Source organism: Paenarthrobacter sp. 2TAF44 (assembly GCF_052114885.1).
Lineage (GTDB): Bacteria > Actinomycetota > Actinomycetes > Actinomycetales > Micrococcaceae > Arthrobacter.
Window position 1 is genome coordinate 22,929 of sequence record NZ_JBFRFP010000040.1, and the last position, 16,670, is coordinate 39,598.

A 16,670-nucleotide genomic window follows, 5' to 3' on the forward strand; every position below is an offset into this window, starting at 1 on the left:
ATCGCTAACGGGCAACGCTGCAGCCGACGTTCGGACTGCACGGTCTGGATCACCCTCCACTAAGCATACGCTGTCGGCACTAACCTATTGTGACGCCGTGCACTTGCCAGAAGACGGCATGCATAAATATCGGCAACCATGAATAGTTTTGCTGTACAGTGTAGCTATGACTATTTCTGTTGCCGTCTCCGGTGCCAGCGGCTACGCCGGGGGAGAAGTGCTGCGCCTGCTTGCAGGCCATCCGAACGTCACTATCGGTGCTATCACTGCGCACAGCAACGCCGGTTCCAGACTAGGGGAGTTGCAGCCTCATCTCCACGGTTTGGCCAGCCGGATTCTGGAAGACACCACGGTGGAGAACCTGTCCGGGCATGATGTCGTCTTCCTGGCACTCCCGCACGGCGCTTCTGCAGAGATCGCTGCCCAATTGCCGGAAGGCACAGTGGTCATCGACGCCGGTGCGGACCACCGCCTGCAGGATGCGGCTGCATGGGAAAAGTTTTACGGCTCGGCCCATGCCGGCACCTGGCCGTATGGGCTCCCGGAACTGCCGGGACAGCGCGACGCGCTCAAGGGCGCCAAGCGCATCGCCGTTCCTGGTTGCTACCCGACGTCGGCCCTGCTCGCCTTGACGCCCGGGTTCGCCAACAATCTCCTCCTGACGGACGACGTCGTGATTGTCTCGGCCTCTGGTACCTCCGGTGCCGGCAAGGCGGCAAAGGTCAACCTGATTGGCTCCGAGGTCATGGGTTCCATGAGCCCTTACGGTGTTGGCGGCGGTCATCGGCACACGCCGGAAATCGAGCAGGGATTGTCCAACGCCGCCGGCGAGCCGGTGACAGTGTCCTTCACTCCCACCCTGGCGCCGATGAGCCGCGGCATTCTCACCACGGCAACAGCAAAAGTCGGTCACGGCGTTACTTATGCAGAACTGCGCCAAGCCTGGGCGGACTCCTACGACGACGAACCGTTCGTCCACCTGCTGCCTGAAGGCCACTGGCCCACGACCAAGTCGGTGCAGGGTTCCAATCATGCCGTCATGCAGGTGGCCTTTGATCAGCACGCTGGCCGCGTGATCGTGACGTGTGCCATCGACAACCTCACCAAGGGAACCGCCGGCGGAGCCGTGCAGTCCATGAACATTGCCCTCGGCCTGGACGAAAGCGCCGGCCTGAACCTCCAGGGAGTTGCACCGTGACCATTACCGCACCCAAGGGATTCCGGGCTTCCGGCGTCAAAGCCGGCATCAAGGCATCCGGCAACCCGGACCTGGCCCTGGTGGTCAACGACGGCCCGCAAAAGTCCGCTGCTGCTGTCTTCACCTCAAACCGCGTGGCCGCTGCTCCGGTTCACTGGTCACGCCAGGTGGTCAGCGACGGACGTGTTGACGCAGTGGTCCTGAACTCAGGGGGCGCCAACGCCTGCACTGGTCCGCAGGGATTCCAGAACACGCACGCCACGGCCGAGAAAGTGGCAGAAGTGCTGGGAGTCTCAGCTTCCGACGTCGTGGTTTGCTCCACTGGCCTGATTGGTGAGCAACTGCCCATGGACAAGATCCTTCCGGGCGTTGAGGCCGCATTCGGCGAGCTGTCCGCAGACGGCGGTTCGGCCGCCGCAACTGCCATCATGACGACGGACAGCGTGTCCAAGGAGGCCGTCTTCACAGGCACTGATGCTGAGGGCAAGCAATTCACCGTTGGCGGCATCGCCAAGGGTGCCGGCATGCTGGCCCCTGGCCTGGCAACGATGCTGGTTGTCCTCACCACCGACGCCGAGGTACCGGCGGACGAGCTCGACGTCGTCCTCCGCGATGCCACGCGGGTAACCTTTGACCGCGCCGACTCCGACGGCTGTATGTCCACCAACGACACCGTAGTGCTGCTGGCATCAGGTGCCTCGGAAGCTTTGCCTTCAGCGGAGCAGCTGAGCGAGGCCATCACGAAGGTCTGCGCCGAGTTGGCCCGGAAACTCATCGGCGACGCCGAAGGTGCCAGCCACGATATCGCCATTCGTACCTTCAATGCAGCAAGCGAAGGCGATGCCGAGATCGTTAGCCGCGCCGTTGCACGCTCCAACCTCTTCAAAGCCGCCATTTTCGGCAAGGACCCCAACTGGGGCCGCGTGCTCTCCGCCGTGGGCACCACCGACGCCATATTCGAGCCGGACCAGCTCAACGTGTCCATGAACGGCGTGCAGATCTGCCGCAACGGCAGCATCGGCGACGACCGCAACCTCGTTGACCTGGAACCACGTGAAGTACTCGTTGACATCGACCTTCAGGCCGGCAACGCCGAGGCAACCATCTGGACAAATGACCTCACGCACGACTACGTGCATGAGAACAGCGCATACTCGAGCTGAGCGGATGACTATGACTGCGCATACCCGGGAAACCACCTCCACGAGTCACGTTTCGGCGGAAGCGGCCCAGGACAAAGCGGGCACCCTGATCGAGGCACTGCCGTGGATCCAGCGTTTTGCCGGCACCACCATGGTGATCAAGTATGGCGGCAACGCCATGGTCAACGATGACCTTCGCCGCGCCTTCGCCGAGGACATCGTGTTCCTCCACCACGTGGGCATCCACCCTGTAGTGGTCCACGGCGGCGGCCCCCAGATCAACTCCATGCTGGGCAGGCTTGGCATTGAGTCCGAGTTCAAGGGTGGACTGCGTGTCACCACTCCGGAAGCCATGGACGTGGTGCGGATGGTCCTCACAGGTCAGGTGGGACGCGAACTGGTCGGCTTGATCAACTCCCATGGTCCTTACGCCGTTGGCATGTCCGGCGAGGATGGCGGCCTGTTGCGCGCAGTCCGCACGGGCACCGTGGTGGACGGCGAGGAAGTTGACCTCGGCCTGGTGGGCGAAGTCGTAGGCGTGGACCCCGCCGGGATCAAGGACATCCTCGACGCCGGTCGCATCCCGGTGATCTCGACGGTCGCCCCGGAAATCCTCGACGACGGGAACGGTTCCGGTCCCACTACCGGCCAGGTCCTGAACGTCAACGCAGACACGGCGGCCGCAGCTGTCGCATCGGCGTTGGGCGCCACCAAGCTCGTCATCCTGACCGACGTCGAGGGGCTCTACGCGAACTGGCCGGACAAATCATCGCTGATCTCTTCGCTGACCGCGTCCGAACTCCGCGAGATGCTACCCAAGCTCGAGTCCGGAATGATCCCGAAGATGGCCGCGTGCCTGAAGGCTATCGACGAAGGCGTGGAACGCGCGCACATCGTGGATGGCCGCCTGCCGCACTCGATGCTGCTGGAAACTTTCACCACCGCCGGCATCGGCACGCAAGTTGTTCCCGACGAGGAAGTGAACGCATGAGCACCGAACTGAGCCATACCGCTATCGCTGCGGAGGCTGCCGCAACCGCGCTCGTTTCCCAGAGCTCAGGCGCTGACTGGCTGGCCCGCTACTCGTCATCCCTTATGGGTGTCTTCGGCACACCGCAGCGGGTCCTCGTCCGCGGTGCGGGTTGCCTCGTGTGGGACGCCGACGGGAAGGAGTACCTGGACCTCCTGGGCGGCATTGCCGTGAACGCCCTGGGCCACGCCCACCCGTTCGTCACCTCAGTCATTTCCAGCCAGCTCGCCACGCTTGGACACGTGTCCAACTTCTTTACGAGCCCCACGCAGATCGCCCTGGCTGAAAAGCTCCTGGCCATCACCAACGCTCCTGCCGGTTCCAAGGTTTTCTTTGCCAACTCCGGCACGGAAGCCAACGAGGCAGCGTTCAAGCTGGCCCGCCGGAACAGCGACGCCAAGCGGACCAAGATCATCGCGCTTGAGGGGGCTTTCCATGGCCGCACCATGGGCGCCCTCGCACTCACGGCGAAAGAAGCTTACCGGACACCGTTCGAGCCCCTGCCCGGCGGCGTGGTCCACATCCCGTTCGGTGACATCGAAGCCCTGCGCTCCGCCGTCGACGAATCCACAGCAGCCGTCTTCCTGGAACCAATCCAAGGCGAAGCGGGTGTCCGGCCGCTGAGCGCCGAATACCTGCAGGCGGCACGTGAAGCCACTACGGCGGCTGGCGCCTTGTTGATTTTGGACGAGGTCCAGACAGGCATTGGCCGGACCGGCAAATGGCTCGCCAGCGAGGATGCGGGCATCGTTCCCGATGCCATCACGCTTGCCAAGGGACTTGGTGGCGGGTTCCCCATTGGTGCGCTGATCACCCTCGGCAGCACGACGTCGGCCCTGCTCACCGCCGGACAGCACGGAACCACTTTCGGTGGAAACCCGGTGGCCACGGCCGCCGCTCTTGCCACGCTGCACGCGATCGAGAGCCAGGGTGTGCTGCAGAACGTACTGGCAGTCGGCGCTCATCTTCGCAAGGGACTGGCCGCCATCGAGGCTGTCACTGAAGTTCGCGGCGAGGGCCTGTTAATCGGGTTCGATGTGAACGCCGACGTCGCACCCGCCATGGTTACCGCAGCGTTGGATGCCGGCTTCATCATCAACAGCCCGGGCCCGCGGACCATCCGCCTCGCGCCGCCGCTGATCCTGACCATCGATCAAGCGGACCGTTTCCTGGACGCTCTTCCCACCCTGATCGCTACGGCTACAGCCACCACCGCTAAGGACGCACAGTGACTACACCCACCACCACCCGTCACTTCCTCAAGGACACGGACCTGAGCCCGGCCGAGCAGGCCGAGGTCCTTGAGCTCGCTGCCCGCATGAAGGCGGCGCCCTACAGCGTCCAGCCCTTCGCAGCCGATGGCAACGGACGCAAGACCGTCGCTGTCATCTTCGACAAAACCTCCACCCGCACCCGTGTTTCCTTCGCCACCGGCATCGCGGACATGGGAGGCAACGCCCTCATCATCAATCCCGGTGAAGCACAGATCGGTCACAAGGAATCCGTGGAGGACACTGCGAAGGTCCTGGAGCGCATGGTCTCCACCATCGTGTGGCGGACCGGGGCCCACTCCGGCCTCGTGGCCATGGCGGAAAACTCGAAGGTGCCCGTCATCAATGCCCTCTGCGACGACTACCACCCCTGCCAGCTCCTCGCCGACCTTCTGGCGGTCAAGGAGCACAAAGGTGAACTGAAGGGCCTGAGCATGGCCTACCTCGGTGATGCGGCCAATAACATGGCCAATTCGTACCTTTTGGCTGGCGTTACGGCTGGCATGCACGTCCGAATTTCCGGGCCCGAAGGCTATCTGCCAGCAGCCGACATCGTCGCTGCCGCAGAAGAGCGTGCCGCTGAGACCGGTGGTTCGGTGCTCATTACGAGCGATGCCGCGGAAGCCCTTAAGGGCGCCGACGTCGTGGCTACAGACACCTGGGTGTCAATGGGCCAGGAAGCCGAGAAGGAAGCCCGGATGCAGTTGTTCCGCGACTACTCCGTCGATGAGGCAGCCATGGCGCAGGCCGCACCCGACGCCGTCGTGCTTCACTGCCTTCCGGCATACCGCGGCTATGAGATTTCCGCTGGGGTTATTGACGGCCCGCAGTCCATCGTCTGGGACGAGGCGGAGAACCGCCTCCACGCCCAGAAGGCGCTGATGGCCTGGCTGATGCACCGCTCGGGGCTTGCTTTTGTCGATGGCCTTTCACCTGTTGAAGGTACCGGGGAGAGCACGTTCTAGTGTCCACGAATCCGTCGGTTCCGGGCGCCAGCCCGGCCACCAAGACTGCCCGACAGGCGCGTATTACCGCGATCCTGACGGGTGAGTCCGTGCGTTCCCAGGCAGAGCTTGCAGCCCTGCTGGCGGACGACGGCGTTCAGGTCACCCAAGCCACGCTGTCCCGCGACCTTGTGGAACTGGGCGCGGTCCGGGTCAGGGGCAAGGAAGGCGCCCTGGTCTATGCCGTTCCGGGGGAGGGTGGGGACCGCAACGCCAAGAGCGGCGTCACTCAGGAAATCCTGGATGCGCGGCTGACCCGGCTATGCGGTGAACTGTTGGTCACCGCCGAGGCCTCGGGCAACATTGTGGTCCTGCGAACACCTCCGGGGGCCGCGAACTTCCTGGCACTGGCCATCGACCACTCCGTAATGCCGTCGGTATTGGGTACGATCGCAGGCGACGACACACTGCTGTTGGTTGCCAGGGATCCCGGCGGCGGGGCGGAACTCGCGGCTCGCTTCCTCCAGTTGGCCGAGGAAGCCGGACCCGGAAACTAACCGCCGTGGACGCGGCCCATGACTTTCACAGCATTGATTCACACAGCATTGATTCACACAGCATTGATTTCAAATGAACCAAGCAACAACAAAGGAGCACTCTCGTGACTGAGCGCATTGTTCTGGCCTACTCCGGTGGCCTTGATACGTCCGTAGCCATTGGCTGGATCGGTGAAGCAACCGGCGCCGAGGTCATCGCTGTGGCCGTCGACGTCGGACAGGGCGGCGAGTCCCTGGAGACCATCCGCCAGCGCGCCCTGGGTTGCGGCGCCGTCGAGGCTTACGTGGCCGACGCCCGCGACGAATTCGCCAACGAGTACGCCATGCCCACGCTGAAGGCCAACGCCCTCTACCAGGGCCACTACCCGCTGGTTTCCGCTATCTCGCGTCCGGTCATCGTAAAGCACCTCGTGAAGGCAGCCCGCGAATTCGGTGCCACCACCGTTGCCCACGGCTGCACCGGCAAGGGCAACGACCAGGTCCGCTTCGAAGTTGGCATCCAGACCCTCGGCCCGGACCTTAAGTGCATCGCACCGGTCCGCGACCTCGCCCTGACCCGCGACAAGGCCATCGCCTTCGCCGAGGAAAAGGGACTGCCGATCGAGACCACCAAGAAGAACCCGTACTCGATCGACCAGAACGTCTGGGGACGCGCCGTCGAGACCGGTTACCTCGAGGACATCTGGAACGCTCCCACCAAGGACATCTACGACTACACCGCCACCCCGGAATTCCCGCCGGCACCGGATGAGGTCACCATTTCCTTCCAGGCTGGCGTACCGGTAGCGATCGACGGCGTCAAGGTCACCCCGTTGCAGGCAATCCAGGAACTGAACCGCCGTGCAGGCGCCCAGGGTGTTGGCCGCATCGACGTCGTCGAGGACCGCCTGGTGGGCATCAAGTCCCGCGAAATCTACGAAGCACCCGGTGCCATGGCGCTTATCACCGCGCACAAGCACCTCGAGGACATCACCATCGAGCGCGAGCAGGCCCGTTTCAAGGCCACCGTTGGCCAGCGCTGGGCAGAGCTGGTCTACGACGGCCAGTGGTTCTCCCCGCTCAAGCGCTCCCTGGACGCCTTCATCGAGGACACCCAGCGGTACGTTTCCGGCGACATCCGGATGGTCCTCCACGGCGGGCAGGCAATCGTCAACGGTCGTCGCTCCGAGACCTCGCTGTACGACTTCGACCTCGCCACCTACGACACCGGCGACACCTTCGATCAGTCCATGGCACGGGGCTTCATCGAGCTGTGGGGCATGTCCTCCAAGGTTGCCTCGGGCCGCGACCTGCGGGTTGCCGGCGAATGACAAGCGCCACAAACGAAGGTGCACTGTGGGGCGGCCGGTTCGCCGGCGGCCCCGCGGATGCGCTGGCCGCACTGAGTAAATCCACGCACTTTGACTGGCGGCTGGCCCGCTATGACATCGCCGGCTCCAAGGCGCACGCCCGCGTGCTCGCAAAGGCCGGTCTGCTGGACGACGCCGAACTTGAAGGCATGCTCGCCGCCCTCACCCAGCTGGACGAGGACGTCGCGAGCGGCGCCTACCTGCCGGCCGAGAGCGACGAGGACGTTCACGGATCGCTGGAGCGTGGCCTGATCGAGCGTGCCGGGACCCAGTTGGGCGGCAAGCTTCGTGCCGGACGTTCCCGCAACGACCAAGTGGCAACGCTCGGCCGCATGTTCCTGCGCGATCACGCGAGGATCATTGCCAGTGGGGTCCTTGCCACGATTGACGCCCTTGTTGACCAGGCCCAGGCACACCAAGGTGTGGCCATGCCTGGTCGGACGCACCTGCAGCACGCCCAGCCGGTATTGCTGAGCCATCACCTCCTTGCCCACGCCTGGGCGTTGCTGCGCGATGTGCAGCGCCTCCAGGACTGGGACAAGCGTGCGGGCGTTTCACCCTACGGTTCGGGTGCCTTGGCAGGTTCGTCGCTGGGACTTGATCCCGAGGCCGTTGCAGCTGATCTTGGCTTCTTCGCGGCGGTCCACAACTCGATCGATGGCACCGCCTCCCGCGATGTCTTCGCCGAGTTCGCGTGGGTCTGCTCCATGATTGGCGTTGATCTGTCCCGGATCTCCGAGGAAGTAATTTTCTGGGCGACCAAGGAATTCTCCTTCGTGACGCTGCACGATTCGTATTCCACCGGGTCCTCGATCATGCCTCAGAAGAAGAACCCGGACGTTGCCGAGCTCGCACGCGGCAAGGCAGGACGCCTCATCGGCAACCTGACCGGACTGCTGGCAACGCTCAAGGGCCTCCCGCTCGCCTACAACCGCGATCTTCAGGAGGACAAGGAGCCGGTGTTCGACGCCGCCGACACGCTGGAGCTCTTGCTTCCGGCCGTCTCCGGCATGATCGCGACCCTGAAGTTCAACACCGAGCGCATGGAGTCCTTGGCTCCCCAGGGCTTTGCGCTGGCAACGGACATCGCCGAATGGCTGGTCCGCCAGGGCGTTCCCTTCCGTGAAGCACACGAGCTTTCAGGTGCTGCAGTCAAGCAGGCCGAAAGCCGTGGGGTTGAGCTGTGGGACCTGACGGATGAAGAATACTCAGCGATCTCGGAGCACCTGACTCCCGAGGTCCGCAGCGTGTTGAGCACTGAAGGTTCGCTCAACAGTCGCAACTCCCAGGGCGGAACAGCACCGGCCGCCGTCGAACGCCAAATGGTGGCGCTCAAAGCAGAACTGGACGCAGCGCGCAGCTACGCCAGCTGAACCGTTTCGCCAGTGAAACCACGACGGGACGGCACCCCGCAGGCAGGCTTCCAGGCCTGTCTGCCACGGGGTGCCGTCCCGCTGTGCGTTAACATGGCGCTATGACCGCAATCACAGCTGAGACGCTGCCCGCAGAGCTTCACAAAGCCGCTGACGTCGTCACCCGTATCCTTGCCAAACTCGAGGACGTTTCGATCCCGGAACCGTCCGAACTCCCGGACTGGACCCGCGGCCATGTTCTGGCCCACATCGCCGGAATTGCGAACGCCATGGCCCGGCAATTGGAGTTCGCCCGGCGTGGCGAAACCATCGAACTGTATGACGGGGGAGTCGCGGGCCGCACCAAAGCGATCGAACTTGCCGCCGGGCACAGCCTCCAGGAACACAAGCAGTCCGTGGAAACCGCCTTGGCGCGGGCCCTCTCTGCTTTCGATGCCTTGGGCCCCGGGGACTGGGACGCACGCATCAGCTACAGGAACGGAACAGTCCTCGACGGCGGTCTGGCGCTGTGGCGCGAGCTCGTCATCCACGCTTCGGACGTGGGTTTGGGCTACGGCCCGGAAACCTGGAGCCGCCCCTTCTGCGAGCATTTGTTCACGTTCCTTGAAGCACGTGTTCCTGAGACGTACAAATTTGTCCTGCAGCCCACGGGACTGCCGCAGCAAGTTATTGGCCACGGCGCCACATCAATCGCCATTACGGGCATGCTCACGGACATTGCTGCATGGCTCGCCGGCCGCGAACCGAGCCTGGGAAGCCTGCGCGCCACGGCGGCGGCCGACGGCGTCGACTTGCCCGAGCTGCTCCCATGGCCCGCAGCCGCTCCCGCCGCCCGCTAGCGATCCTCTCTCACGTCCTGACGCTTTTCGGGCGATCTTCTCTCACGTCCTGACCGGTTTGGGCCGATCTTCTCTCACGTCCTGACGGGTTTGGGCAGACGTTCTCTCACGTCCTGACCGGTTTGGGCCGATGCTCTCTCACGTCCTGACCGGTTTGGGCCGATGCTCTCTCACGTCCTGACCGGTTTGGGCCGATGCTCTCTCACGTCCTGACCGGTTTGGGCCGATCTTCTCTCACGTCCTGACCGGTTTGGGCCGATCTTCTCTCACGTCCTGACCGGTTTGGGCCGATGCTCTCTCACGTCCTGACCGGTTTCGGCCGATGTGTCCTTGGGCTTTGCTGCCGCCCGCCACAAGTGCATGGTGGCGTAGGACCGCCAGGGGCTCACTTCCCGGAAGTCAGAGCTCAGGCCAGCGCCAGGCGGGAGGACTCTCAACCCGTTTCGAACTGCCGCGTCATTGCCCAGGAAAACGTCCGGCGCTCCGAGCACCCGCATGGCGGCGTACCCTACAGTCCACGGACCAACCCCTGGCAATGGCAGCAGCTTGCGCTCCAGCGCGGCAACGTCGTCGCCGTAGCCGAACTCAAGGGCCCCTGTGGCCATCGCTTCGGCCGCAGCAACGACGGAGTCGATGCGACGCTGAGGTCCCCTCAGCAACTCGCGTCCGTGTTCGGCGATTTCAGCCGGCGTCGGAAACTGCCGCTCCAGCCCGGGGGTGGGGGTCTCGGCGAGGGAGCCAACAACGGACAACTGTGTCAGTGCTGTTCGAGCGGCAGCAACGGTGATTTGCTGACCTATCATTGCCCTGACCAGCAATTCCTGGGGGTCCACTGCTCCCGGCACGCGAATTCCGGGAACCGCCGTGATGCTCCCCGCGAGCCGCGGGTCTGTTCCCAATGCTTCGTCGATTGCCTGCGGGTCCGAGTCCAGGTCGAACAACCTCCGAACGCGGCTCAACAATGCAGGAAGATCGTGCAGGTCCACCGCGGTGGCCGTCAACTGTAAAGGCTTGCCCGGCGTCGAGGGGCTGTAGACCACGGAGAAAGAGGCGCTGCCTCGAGGCAGGCGGAGCGTCCGACCATAGCTCCTGGTTCCGTCGGCTTCGGTACGTGCCACCTCAATTCCGGTTACCGCACGGACGGCCAGGAAGTCGAAGATGCCCGGATCGAATGGTTCCCTGTAGGGCAGGTTAAGTGTTAGAGCAGTAGGCGCGACAGCACCCCGGCGAACGCCGGACCTCGCTCCCGTGGCACGCAACGCCGTCGGGGTCATCGCAAAAACCTCGCCGATGGTGTCGTTGAATTGCCGCACGCTGTTGAACCCCGAGGCGAAGGCGACGTCGGCGAAGAGCATGTTCGTTGAGACCAACAGCGTCCTGGCTGTCTGCGCCCTGCTTGCCCGTGCCAGCGACAGGGGGCCTGCGCCGAGTTCGTGACTGAGGATCCGGTTGAGCTGGCGCGCCGAGTAGCCCAGCCGTTGCGCCAGGCCGTCGACCCCCTCGCGGGTGATCACGCCGTCGTTGATCAAACGCATTGCACGGCCGGCAACGTCAGATCGGATGTTCCAGGCCGGCGTGCCGGGGACGGCCTCGGGGAGGCAGCGCTTGCAAGCGCGGTACCCGGCTTCGTGGGCAGCGGCTGAGGTCTCGTAGAACGTGACGTTCTCTGCCTTCGGCGTCCGGGCGGGGCAGGATGGCCGGCAGTAGATACCAGTCGAGCTGACAGCCGTGAAGAATTGTCCGTCGAAACGGGTGTCGCGGGCGTCGATTGCCCTGTAGCGCTGCCAGAAGTCCATTCCTTCATCCTGTCAGGAGTCCACGTCCGCTGCTAGCGGAAATCGGACATGGCCGTTCCACGATTTTTGCTAGGGTCTGGGCATGAGCTCGTCCATCGAGAAGGGAGTCAGCAATCCCGAAAAAGTGCGTAAGTTCCTTGAGGGCGACCCCCGCGCAATCGCTCCACTGATACTTGGCGCCGTACTCACCCACCACTCCGAAGCCGGTCCGGTGGCGGTCAGGCTCACTGAAGTGGAGGCGTATATGGGCCCACGCGATTCCGAACACCCCGATCCCGGATCGCACACCTTCGGCGGCCCCACAGCCAGGAACGCGCCTATGTTCGGACCACCGGGATTCCTGTACGTCTATTTCACGTACGGCATGCACTACTGCGCCAACATCGTCTGCGGTCCCAAAGGTTCACCGTCTGCGCTGCTCTTGCGCGCCGGCGAGATTGTAGAGGGGGAGGGGCTTGCCACTGTCCGCAGGCCTGCCTCCAAAACGCACAAGGACTTGGCCAGCGGACCGGCCCGCCTGGCATCGGCGCTGGGACTTACGACGGCGGACACGGGCCGTGACGCGCTCGCGTCACCGTTCAGCCTCTGGTTGCCTGAGACGCCTGCAGCGGCCGTGGCCAGCGGACCTCGGGTTGGGGTGGCTGGTCCGGGTGGAAGTACGGACTATCCCTGGCGTTTCTGGATCGAAGATGATCCAACGGTGTCACGCTACAAAGCGGCGCGGCCACGCAACCGGGCCTGAACTTTGGCCACTGGTCCGCCATATGACCTGGACCCCGCACGTTTACCAAAATCGCTGTAGAATGGACGGTCTGTCTTTTGCGATAGGGGTTACGGTTCGATGCACGACGCTGATTTGGTCCACGAGCAGGAATACGTTGCTGGGCTGTACGCCCGGCTCGATGAGCTGCGCGAAGAAAAGCGCGCCCAGCTGGCGCAGGTGCGCAAGGCCGGTGCAGTGGGAACCATGCAAAACGTGTCCGAACGTGACGCGTTCGCCGCGCTGTATGAGGACCGCCTTGCCCAGCTCGACGCCGTCGATGACCGTCTGGTTTTCGGCCGCCTTGATCTGGACTCGGGTGAGGCTCAGTACATTGGGCGCATCGGGTTGTCTACGGCCGATCTCCAGCGGCTCATGGTTGACTGGCGTGCGCCCGAAGCCGGCCACTTCTATCAGGCCACCGCATTCGACCGCCAAGGTGTGCGCCGCCGTCGGCACCTGATCCTGCAAGGCCGTGACGTGAAGGCGATCGAGGACGATGTCCTGGATGCCGGGATGCTCGCGGACAACGATTCCCTGCAGGGCGAGGGCGCGCTCCTTGCGGCCCTGAATTCCAAGCGCACGGGCCGGATGTCGGACATCGTGGGAACCATCCAGTCGGAGCAGGACAGGATCATCCGTTCCTCGATCTCGGGCGCGCTCGTCGTGCAAGGTGGTCCCGGAACGGGTAAGACCGCAGTGGCACTGCACCGTGCCGCCTACCTGCTGTACACGCACCGTGATCGCCTCAAGAGTGCCGGCGTGCTGCTGGTGGGACCGTCGTCGTCGTTCATGCACTACATCGAACGTGTGCTGCCCTCGCTGGGCGAGACCGGCGTCGTCATGGCCAGTCTTGGCCGACTCATGCCCGGAATCCACGCTGTTCCCGAGGAAGATCCCGACGTCGCAGCCCTCAAGGGCAAGCTCGACATGGCCACGGTGGTGGCCAACGCTGTAGCGAACCGGCAGCGCACGCCTGCAGAAGACCGCATTCTCGAAGTGGATTCCCGCAAGCTGACGCTGACCGTCCGACAGGTCCGCCGGGCGCGGGAAAAGGCCCGGGCCACCGGCAAACCCCACAATGAAGCCCGGCTGACGTTCGTCAAGATCCTCCTCCGTGAGCTCACGGAGCAACTGACGGACCTCGTCGAGGAATCGAACATCGGCAATAACGCCGATCGCGCCTACCTCGCCGAAGACGTCCGGTCTGCCCGGGACGTCCGTATCGCCTTGAACCTGTGCTGGATGCCGATGACGCCCGAGAAGCTGATCTCGGAGCTCTTCAGCAAGCCCGCCATCCTGGAAGCTTGCACGCCGCACCTCACACCGGAACAGCGATCCCTCCTGCAGAGGCCCGTCGATGCTCCCTGGACCGAGGCGGACGTGCCGCTCCTGGACGAAGCTGCCGAACTGCTCGGTGAGCTGGACCCTGCCGCGGGCAGGGGGCTGGCCCAGCAGGAAGCCGACCGCGCCCGCGATCTCGCCAACGCCAAGCAGACCCTGGCCAACATGGAAGCCATGGGCGTGGACGTCCTGGTGAGCGCCGAAGAACTGGCAGACCAGAACCAGGAACGCGAGAATCGGCTCACCGCAGCCGAGCGCGCCACGAGCGACCGTTCCTGGGCTTTCGGCCACATCGTGGTTGATGAGGCACAGGAACTTTCGGCCATGCAGTGGCGGCTCCTCGTGCGTCGCTGCCCGCTGAAGTCCTTCACAATCGTGGGGGACATCGCCCAAACGAGTGCCGCGGCCGGCGCCAATTCGTGGCAAAGCGCGCTGGCGCCGTCGTTCGGTGACCGCTGGCAGCTCGAAGAGCTCACCGTCAACTACCGCACGCCATCCCAGATCGCGGAAGCCGCTGTCCGGATGGCCAACCGTGCAGGCCTGGTGGTCTCAGCTCCGAAGGCCGTGCGCGAAGGCAAATGGTGGCCCATTGTGGACCGCGTCGAAGCGGACGGAATTGTTTCCCGCCTGGTCGAGGTCCTGCCTGAGGAAGTGGAAGCAATCGACGGCGGCCTGCTGGCTGTGATCGCCGATGGCCCACTGCTGCCGCAGGCGGCTTCTGCGCTGCGTGAGATCTACGGCCGCCGCATCGGCTCGGGAGCCGGAAGCTACGAGCAGGACATCGTGGTCATCAGTCCCAAAGAGGCGAAGGGCCTGGAATTTGACGGCGTCATTGTCCTGGAACCAGCCGCCATGCTCAATCACGAGCACGGCAAGGTGGGCGACCTCTACGTTGCCATGACCCGACCCACGCAGCGGCTCAGGCTCATCGCTGCGGCACCGCTGCCTGCCGGCATTGAACGCTAGGAAAAGCAGGTTCAACAATCCTGCTAACTTAGAACTCGTGTCACACGTAAACAACATCGAGTCCCAGCACAACGATCCCGCCTTTGCCAACATCTGGCAGGAGCTCAAATGGCGCGGCCTTGTCCACGTTTCCACCGATGAAACGGAACTGGAAAAGCTGCTCGCCGGGGACCCGATCACGTATTACTGTGGCTTCGACCCCACCGCCCCGTCCCTCCACCTGGGTAACCTGGTGCAGCTCCTCCTGATGCGTCGATTGCAGCTGGCCGGCCACAAGCCGCTCGGCCTGGTTGGCGGGTCCACGGGCCTGATCGGCGATCCGCGTCCGACGGCGGAACGCACCTTGAACACCAAGGACACCGTTGCGGAGTGGGTCGGCTACCTCCAGGGCCAGGTGCGCCGTTTCCTCAGTTTTGAGGGCGACAACGCGGCACGCATGGTCAACAACCTGGACTGGACGGCGCCGCTGAGCGCCATCGACTTCCTGCGTGAAATCGGCAAGCACTTCCGGGTGGGCACCATGCTGCGCAAGGATGCTGTCGCGTCGCGGTTGAGCTCCGACGAGGGCATCAGCTACACCGAGTTCAGCTACCAGATCCTGCAGGGCATGGACTACCTCCAACTGTTCCGCGACTACGGCTGTGCACTGCAGACCGGGGGCTCGGACCAGTGGGGCAACCTCACCAGCGGTACCGAACTCATCCGTAAGGTGGAGGGCAAGAGCGTCCACGCCCTGGGTACGCCCCTCATCACCAACTCGGATGGCACCAAGTTCGGCAAGAGCGAGGGCAACGCCATCTGGCTGGACCCCGAAATGTGCAGCCCGTACGCGTTCTACCAGTTCTGGTTGAACACGGCCGATGCCGATGTTGTCGACCGGCTAAAGGTCTTCACCTTCCTTTCACGTGCAGAAATTGAAGAGCTTGGCCAGTCTGTTGCTGAGCGGCCCTTTGCCCGCGAAGGCCAGAAGAAGCTTGCGTTCGAAGTGACCTCATTGGTGCACGGGATCGATGCGACCGAAAAGGTTATCGCAGCCTCGGCAGCGCTCTTCGGCAACGGCGACCTCACAGTCCTGGACGAGCACACCCTGGAATCAGCGACGGCAGAACTTCCGTCCGCGAAGATCAGCGCCGACGGTCTGGGCATCATTGACTTGCTCGTGGCCTCCGGTTTGTCCGACAGCAAGTCGGCAGCCCGCCGGACCGTGGGGGAGGGTGGCGCCTACGTGAACAACACGAAGGTGTCCGACCCCGACGCCGTCATCGCCAAGGACGAGCTCCTGCATGGCCGGTACCTGCTGCTTCGACGGGGCAAGAAGAACCTGGCGACCATTGAGGTTTCAGCCTAGGTTTTCTCAGTAGTCGAGTTCCGAAAAGGCCGGTAACCGTTATGGTTGCCGGCCCTTTCTGTGTTTGATTTGCCGCCCCCTTCGGTTGTTCTCTCACATCGTCGTTGTTTTTGAGCGTCCTTCTCTCACATCGCGACGTGTTTGGGGGTTTGTTCTCTCATGTCGTGTCGGCTTTTGGTTGGGGGTTCGGAATGTTCGACGGCGGTTGCTGGGCTGGGTGCCGCGGCTGTCTGGGGCGGGGGGCTTTGGTTGGTGTGATGGGCCTCACGGAAGTTGTTTTGGTGCTTCCGGGCTGTTTCTGAGCCGTGGATGGTGTTGTTTGGCGTGTGTTTGCGGGGCTTTTTGGGGGTGTGGGGGTGGATTTGTGTCGGGGCTGGTGGGCGTGTAATGTCTTCTGAGTCGCCGCGAGTGAGACAGCCTGGTGCTGGGAACTGCGGGGGCCAACCCCTTTGATAACAGCCTGGAATATGGTGCGCTTTTGGGCGTGCCGGCAACGGGTGGGGCCGATGTGGCGGGATCGAAAATCGCGGAAACGTTGATTTGCATGGATCTGGTTGATCGGGTAAGTTTGAAAAGTTGCTCCGGAGCGATCCTGTGGCCCTGTTGGGGTTTTGGTGGTGCCGGTTAGTGTCTGTTGTTTGAGAACTCAATAGTGTGCCAAGTTTGTTGATGCCGATTGTTTTATTGATTGGTTGAAATTATGGCCAGGCCGTTGCGCACCCCCGTGTGTGGTGGTTTGGTTTTCAGCTGGTT

At 63.6% G+C, this 16,670-nt stretch carries 13 protein-coding genes; 12 read left to right on the top strand and 1 reads right to left on the bottom strand.

The features are described from left to right. The first annotated feature begins 166 nt into the window (after positions 1 to 166). The 9 genes from argC (at position 167) to AB4Z15_RS24000 (ending at position 9,703) form a co-directional block, all read left to right on the top strand. On the top strand, positions 167 to 1,198 hold the full coding sequence (gene argC, locus AB4Z15_RS23960; protein WP_442019250.1) for an N-acetyl-gamma-glutamyl-phosphate reductase: 1,032 nt from the start codon (positions 167 to 169) through the stop codon (positions 1,196 to 1,198). Continuing rightward, complete coding sequence (gene argJ, locus AB4Z15_RS23965; RefSeq protein ID WP_442005825.1) at positions 1,195 to 2,361, top strand: bifunctional glutamate N-acetyltransferase/amino-acid acetyltransferase ArgJ; 1,167 nt, start codon at positions 1,195 to 1,197, stop codon at positions 2,359 to 2,361. Before argC ends, argJ begins: the two co-directional genes overlap by 4 nt. A gap of 10 nt (positions 2,362 to 2,371) precedes the next feature. Further along, positions 2,372 to 3,331, top strand: a complete 960-nt coding sequence (argB, locus tag AB4Z15_RS23970; protein ID WP_442019251.1) for an acetylglutamate kinase — start codon at positions 2,372 to 2,374, stop codon at positions 3,329 to 3,331. After that, positions 3,328 to 4,602: an acetylornithine transaminase gene (locus AB4Z15_RS23975; RefSeq protein WP_442019252.1), complete on the top strand. Its 1,275-nt coding sequence runs from the start codon at positions 3,328 to 3,330 to the stop codon at positions 4,600 to 4,602. Before argB ends, AB4Z15_RS23975 begins: the two co-directional genes overlap by 4 nt. Beyond that, complete coding sequence (gene argF, locus AB4Z15_RS23980; RefSeq protein ID WP_431119559.1) at positions 4,599 to 5,606, top strand: ornithine carbamoyltransferase; 1,008 nt, start codon at positions 4,599 to 4,601, stop codon at positions 5,604 to 5,606. The genes AB4Z15_RS23975 and argF overlap by 4 nt, the downstream gene beginning before the upstream one ends. Then, complete coding sequence (locus AB4Z15_RS23985) at positions 5,606 to 6,142, top strand: arginine repressor (RefSeq protein WP_442019253.1); 537 nt, start codon at positions 5,606 to 5,608, stop codon at positions 6,140 to 6,142. Before argF ends, AB4Z15_RS23985 begins: the two co-directional genes overlap by 1 nt. Positions 6,143 to 6,246: 104 nt before the next feature. Beyond that, positions 6,247 to 7,452, top strand: coding sequence for an argininosuccinate synthase (locus AB4Z15_RS23990; RefSeq protein ID WP_442019254.1), 1,206 nt, complete (start codon positions 6,247 to 6,249; stop codon positions 7,450 to 7,452). Beyond that, positions 7,449 to 8,864 carry an argininosuccinate lyase gene (gene argH / locus AB4Z15_RS23995; protein WP_442019255.1) on the top strand — a complete coding sequence of 472 codons (1,416 nt, stop codon included), beginning with the start codon at positions 7,449 to 7,451 and terminating at the stop codon, positions 8,862 to 8,864. The genes AB4Z15_RS23990 and argH overlap by 4 nt, the downstream gene beginning before the upstream one ends. 101 nt (positions 8,865 to 8,965) lie before the next feature. Beyond that, entirely contained in the window at positions 8,966 to 9,703 is a 738-nt protein-coding gene (locus tag AB4Z15_RS24000) for a maleylpyruvate isomerase family mycothiol-dependent enzyme (RefSeq protein ID WP_442019256.1), read from the top strand. A gap of 266 nt (positions 9,704 to 9,969) precedes the next feature. Here the strand turns inward: AB4Z15_RS24000 and AB4Z15_RS24005 are convergent, their stop codons facing one another. Further along, positions 9,970 to 11,499 (bottom strand): AlkA N-terminal domain-containing protein, encoded by a 1,530-nt coding sequence (locus AB4Z15_RS24005; protein ID WP_442019257.1) that lies wholly within the window; start codon positions 11,497 to 11,499, stop codon positions 9,970 to 9,972. An 82-nt stretch (positions 11,500 to 11,581) separates the two neighbouring features. On the opposite strand from AB4Z15_RS24005, the gene AB4Z15_RS24010 reads away from it, so the two are divergent. From AB4Z15_RS24010 to tyrS, 3 genes are all read left to right on the top strand, one after another. After that, the gene (locus AB4Z15_RS24010) at positions 11,582 to 12,241 is read left to right on the top strand and encodes a DNA-3-methyladenine glycosylase (protein ID WP_442019258.1); all 660 of its coding nucleotides are present in this window, start codon (positions 11,582 to 11,584) and stop codon (positions 12,239 to 12,241) included. 99 nt (positions 12,242 to 12,340) lie between these two features. Next, positions 12,341 to 14,569: a HelD family protein gene (locus tag AB4Z15_RS24015; protein WP_442019259.1), complete on the top strand. Its 2,229-nt coding sequence runs from the start codon at positions 12,341 to 12,343 to the stop codon at positions 14,567 to 14,569. Positions 14,570 to 14,606: 37 nt separating this feature from the next. Beyond that, the gene (gene tyrS / locus AB4Z15_RS24020) at positions 14,607 to 15,917 is read left to right on the top strand and encodes a tyrosine--tRNA ligase (RefSeq protein ID WP_442019260.1); all 1,311 of its coding nucleotides are present in this window, start codon (positions 14,607 to 14,609) and stop codon (positions 15,915 to 15,917) included. The last annotated feature ends 753 nt before the right edge of the window (positions 15,918 to 16,670 follow it).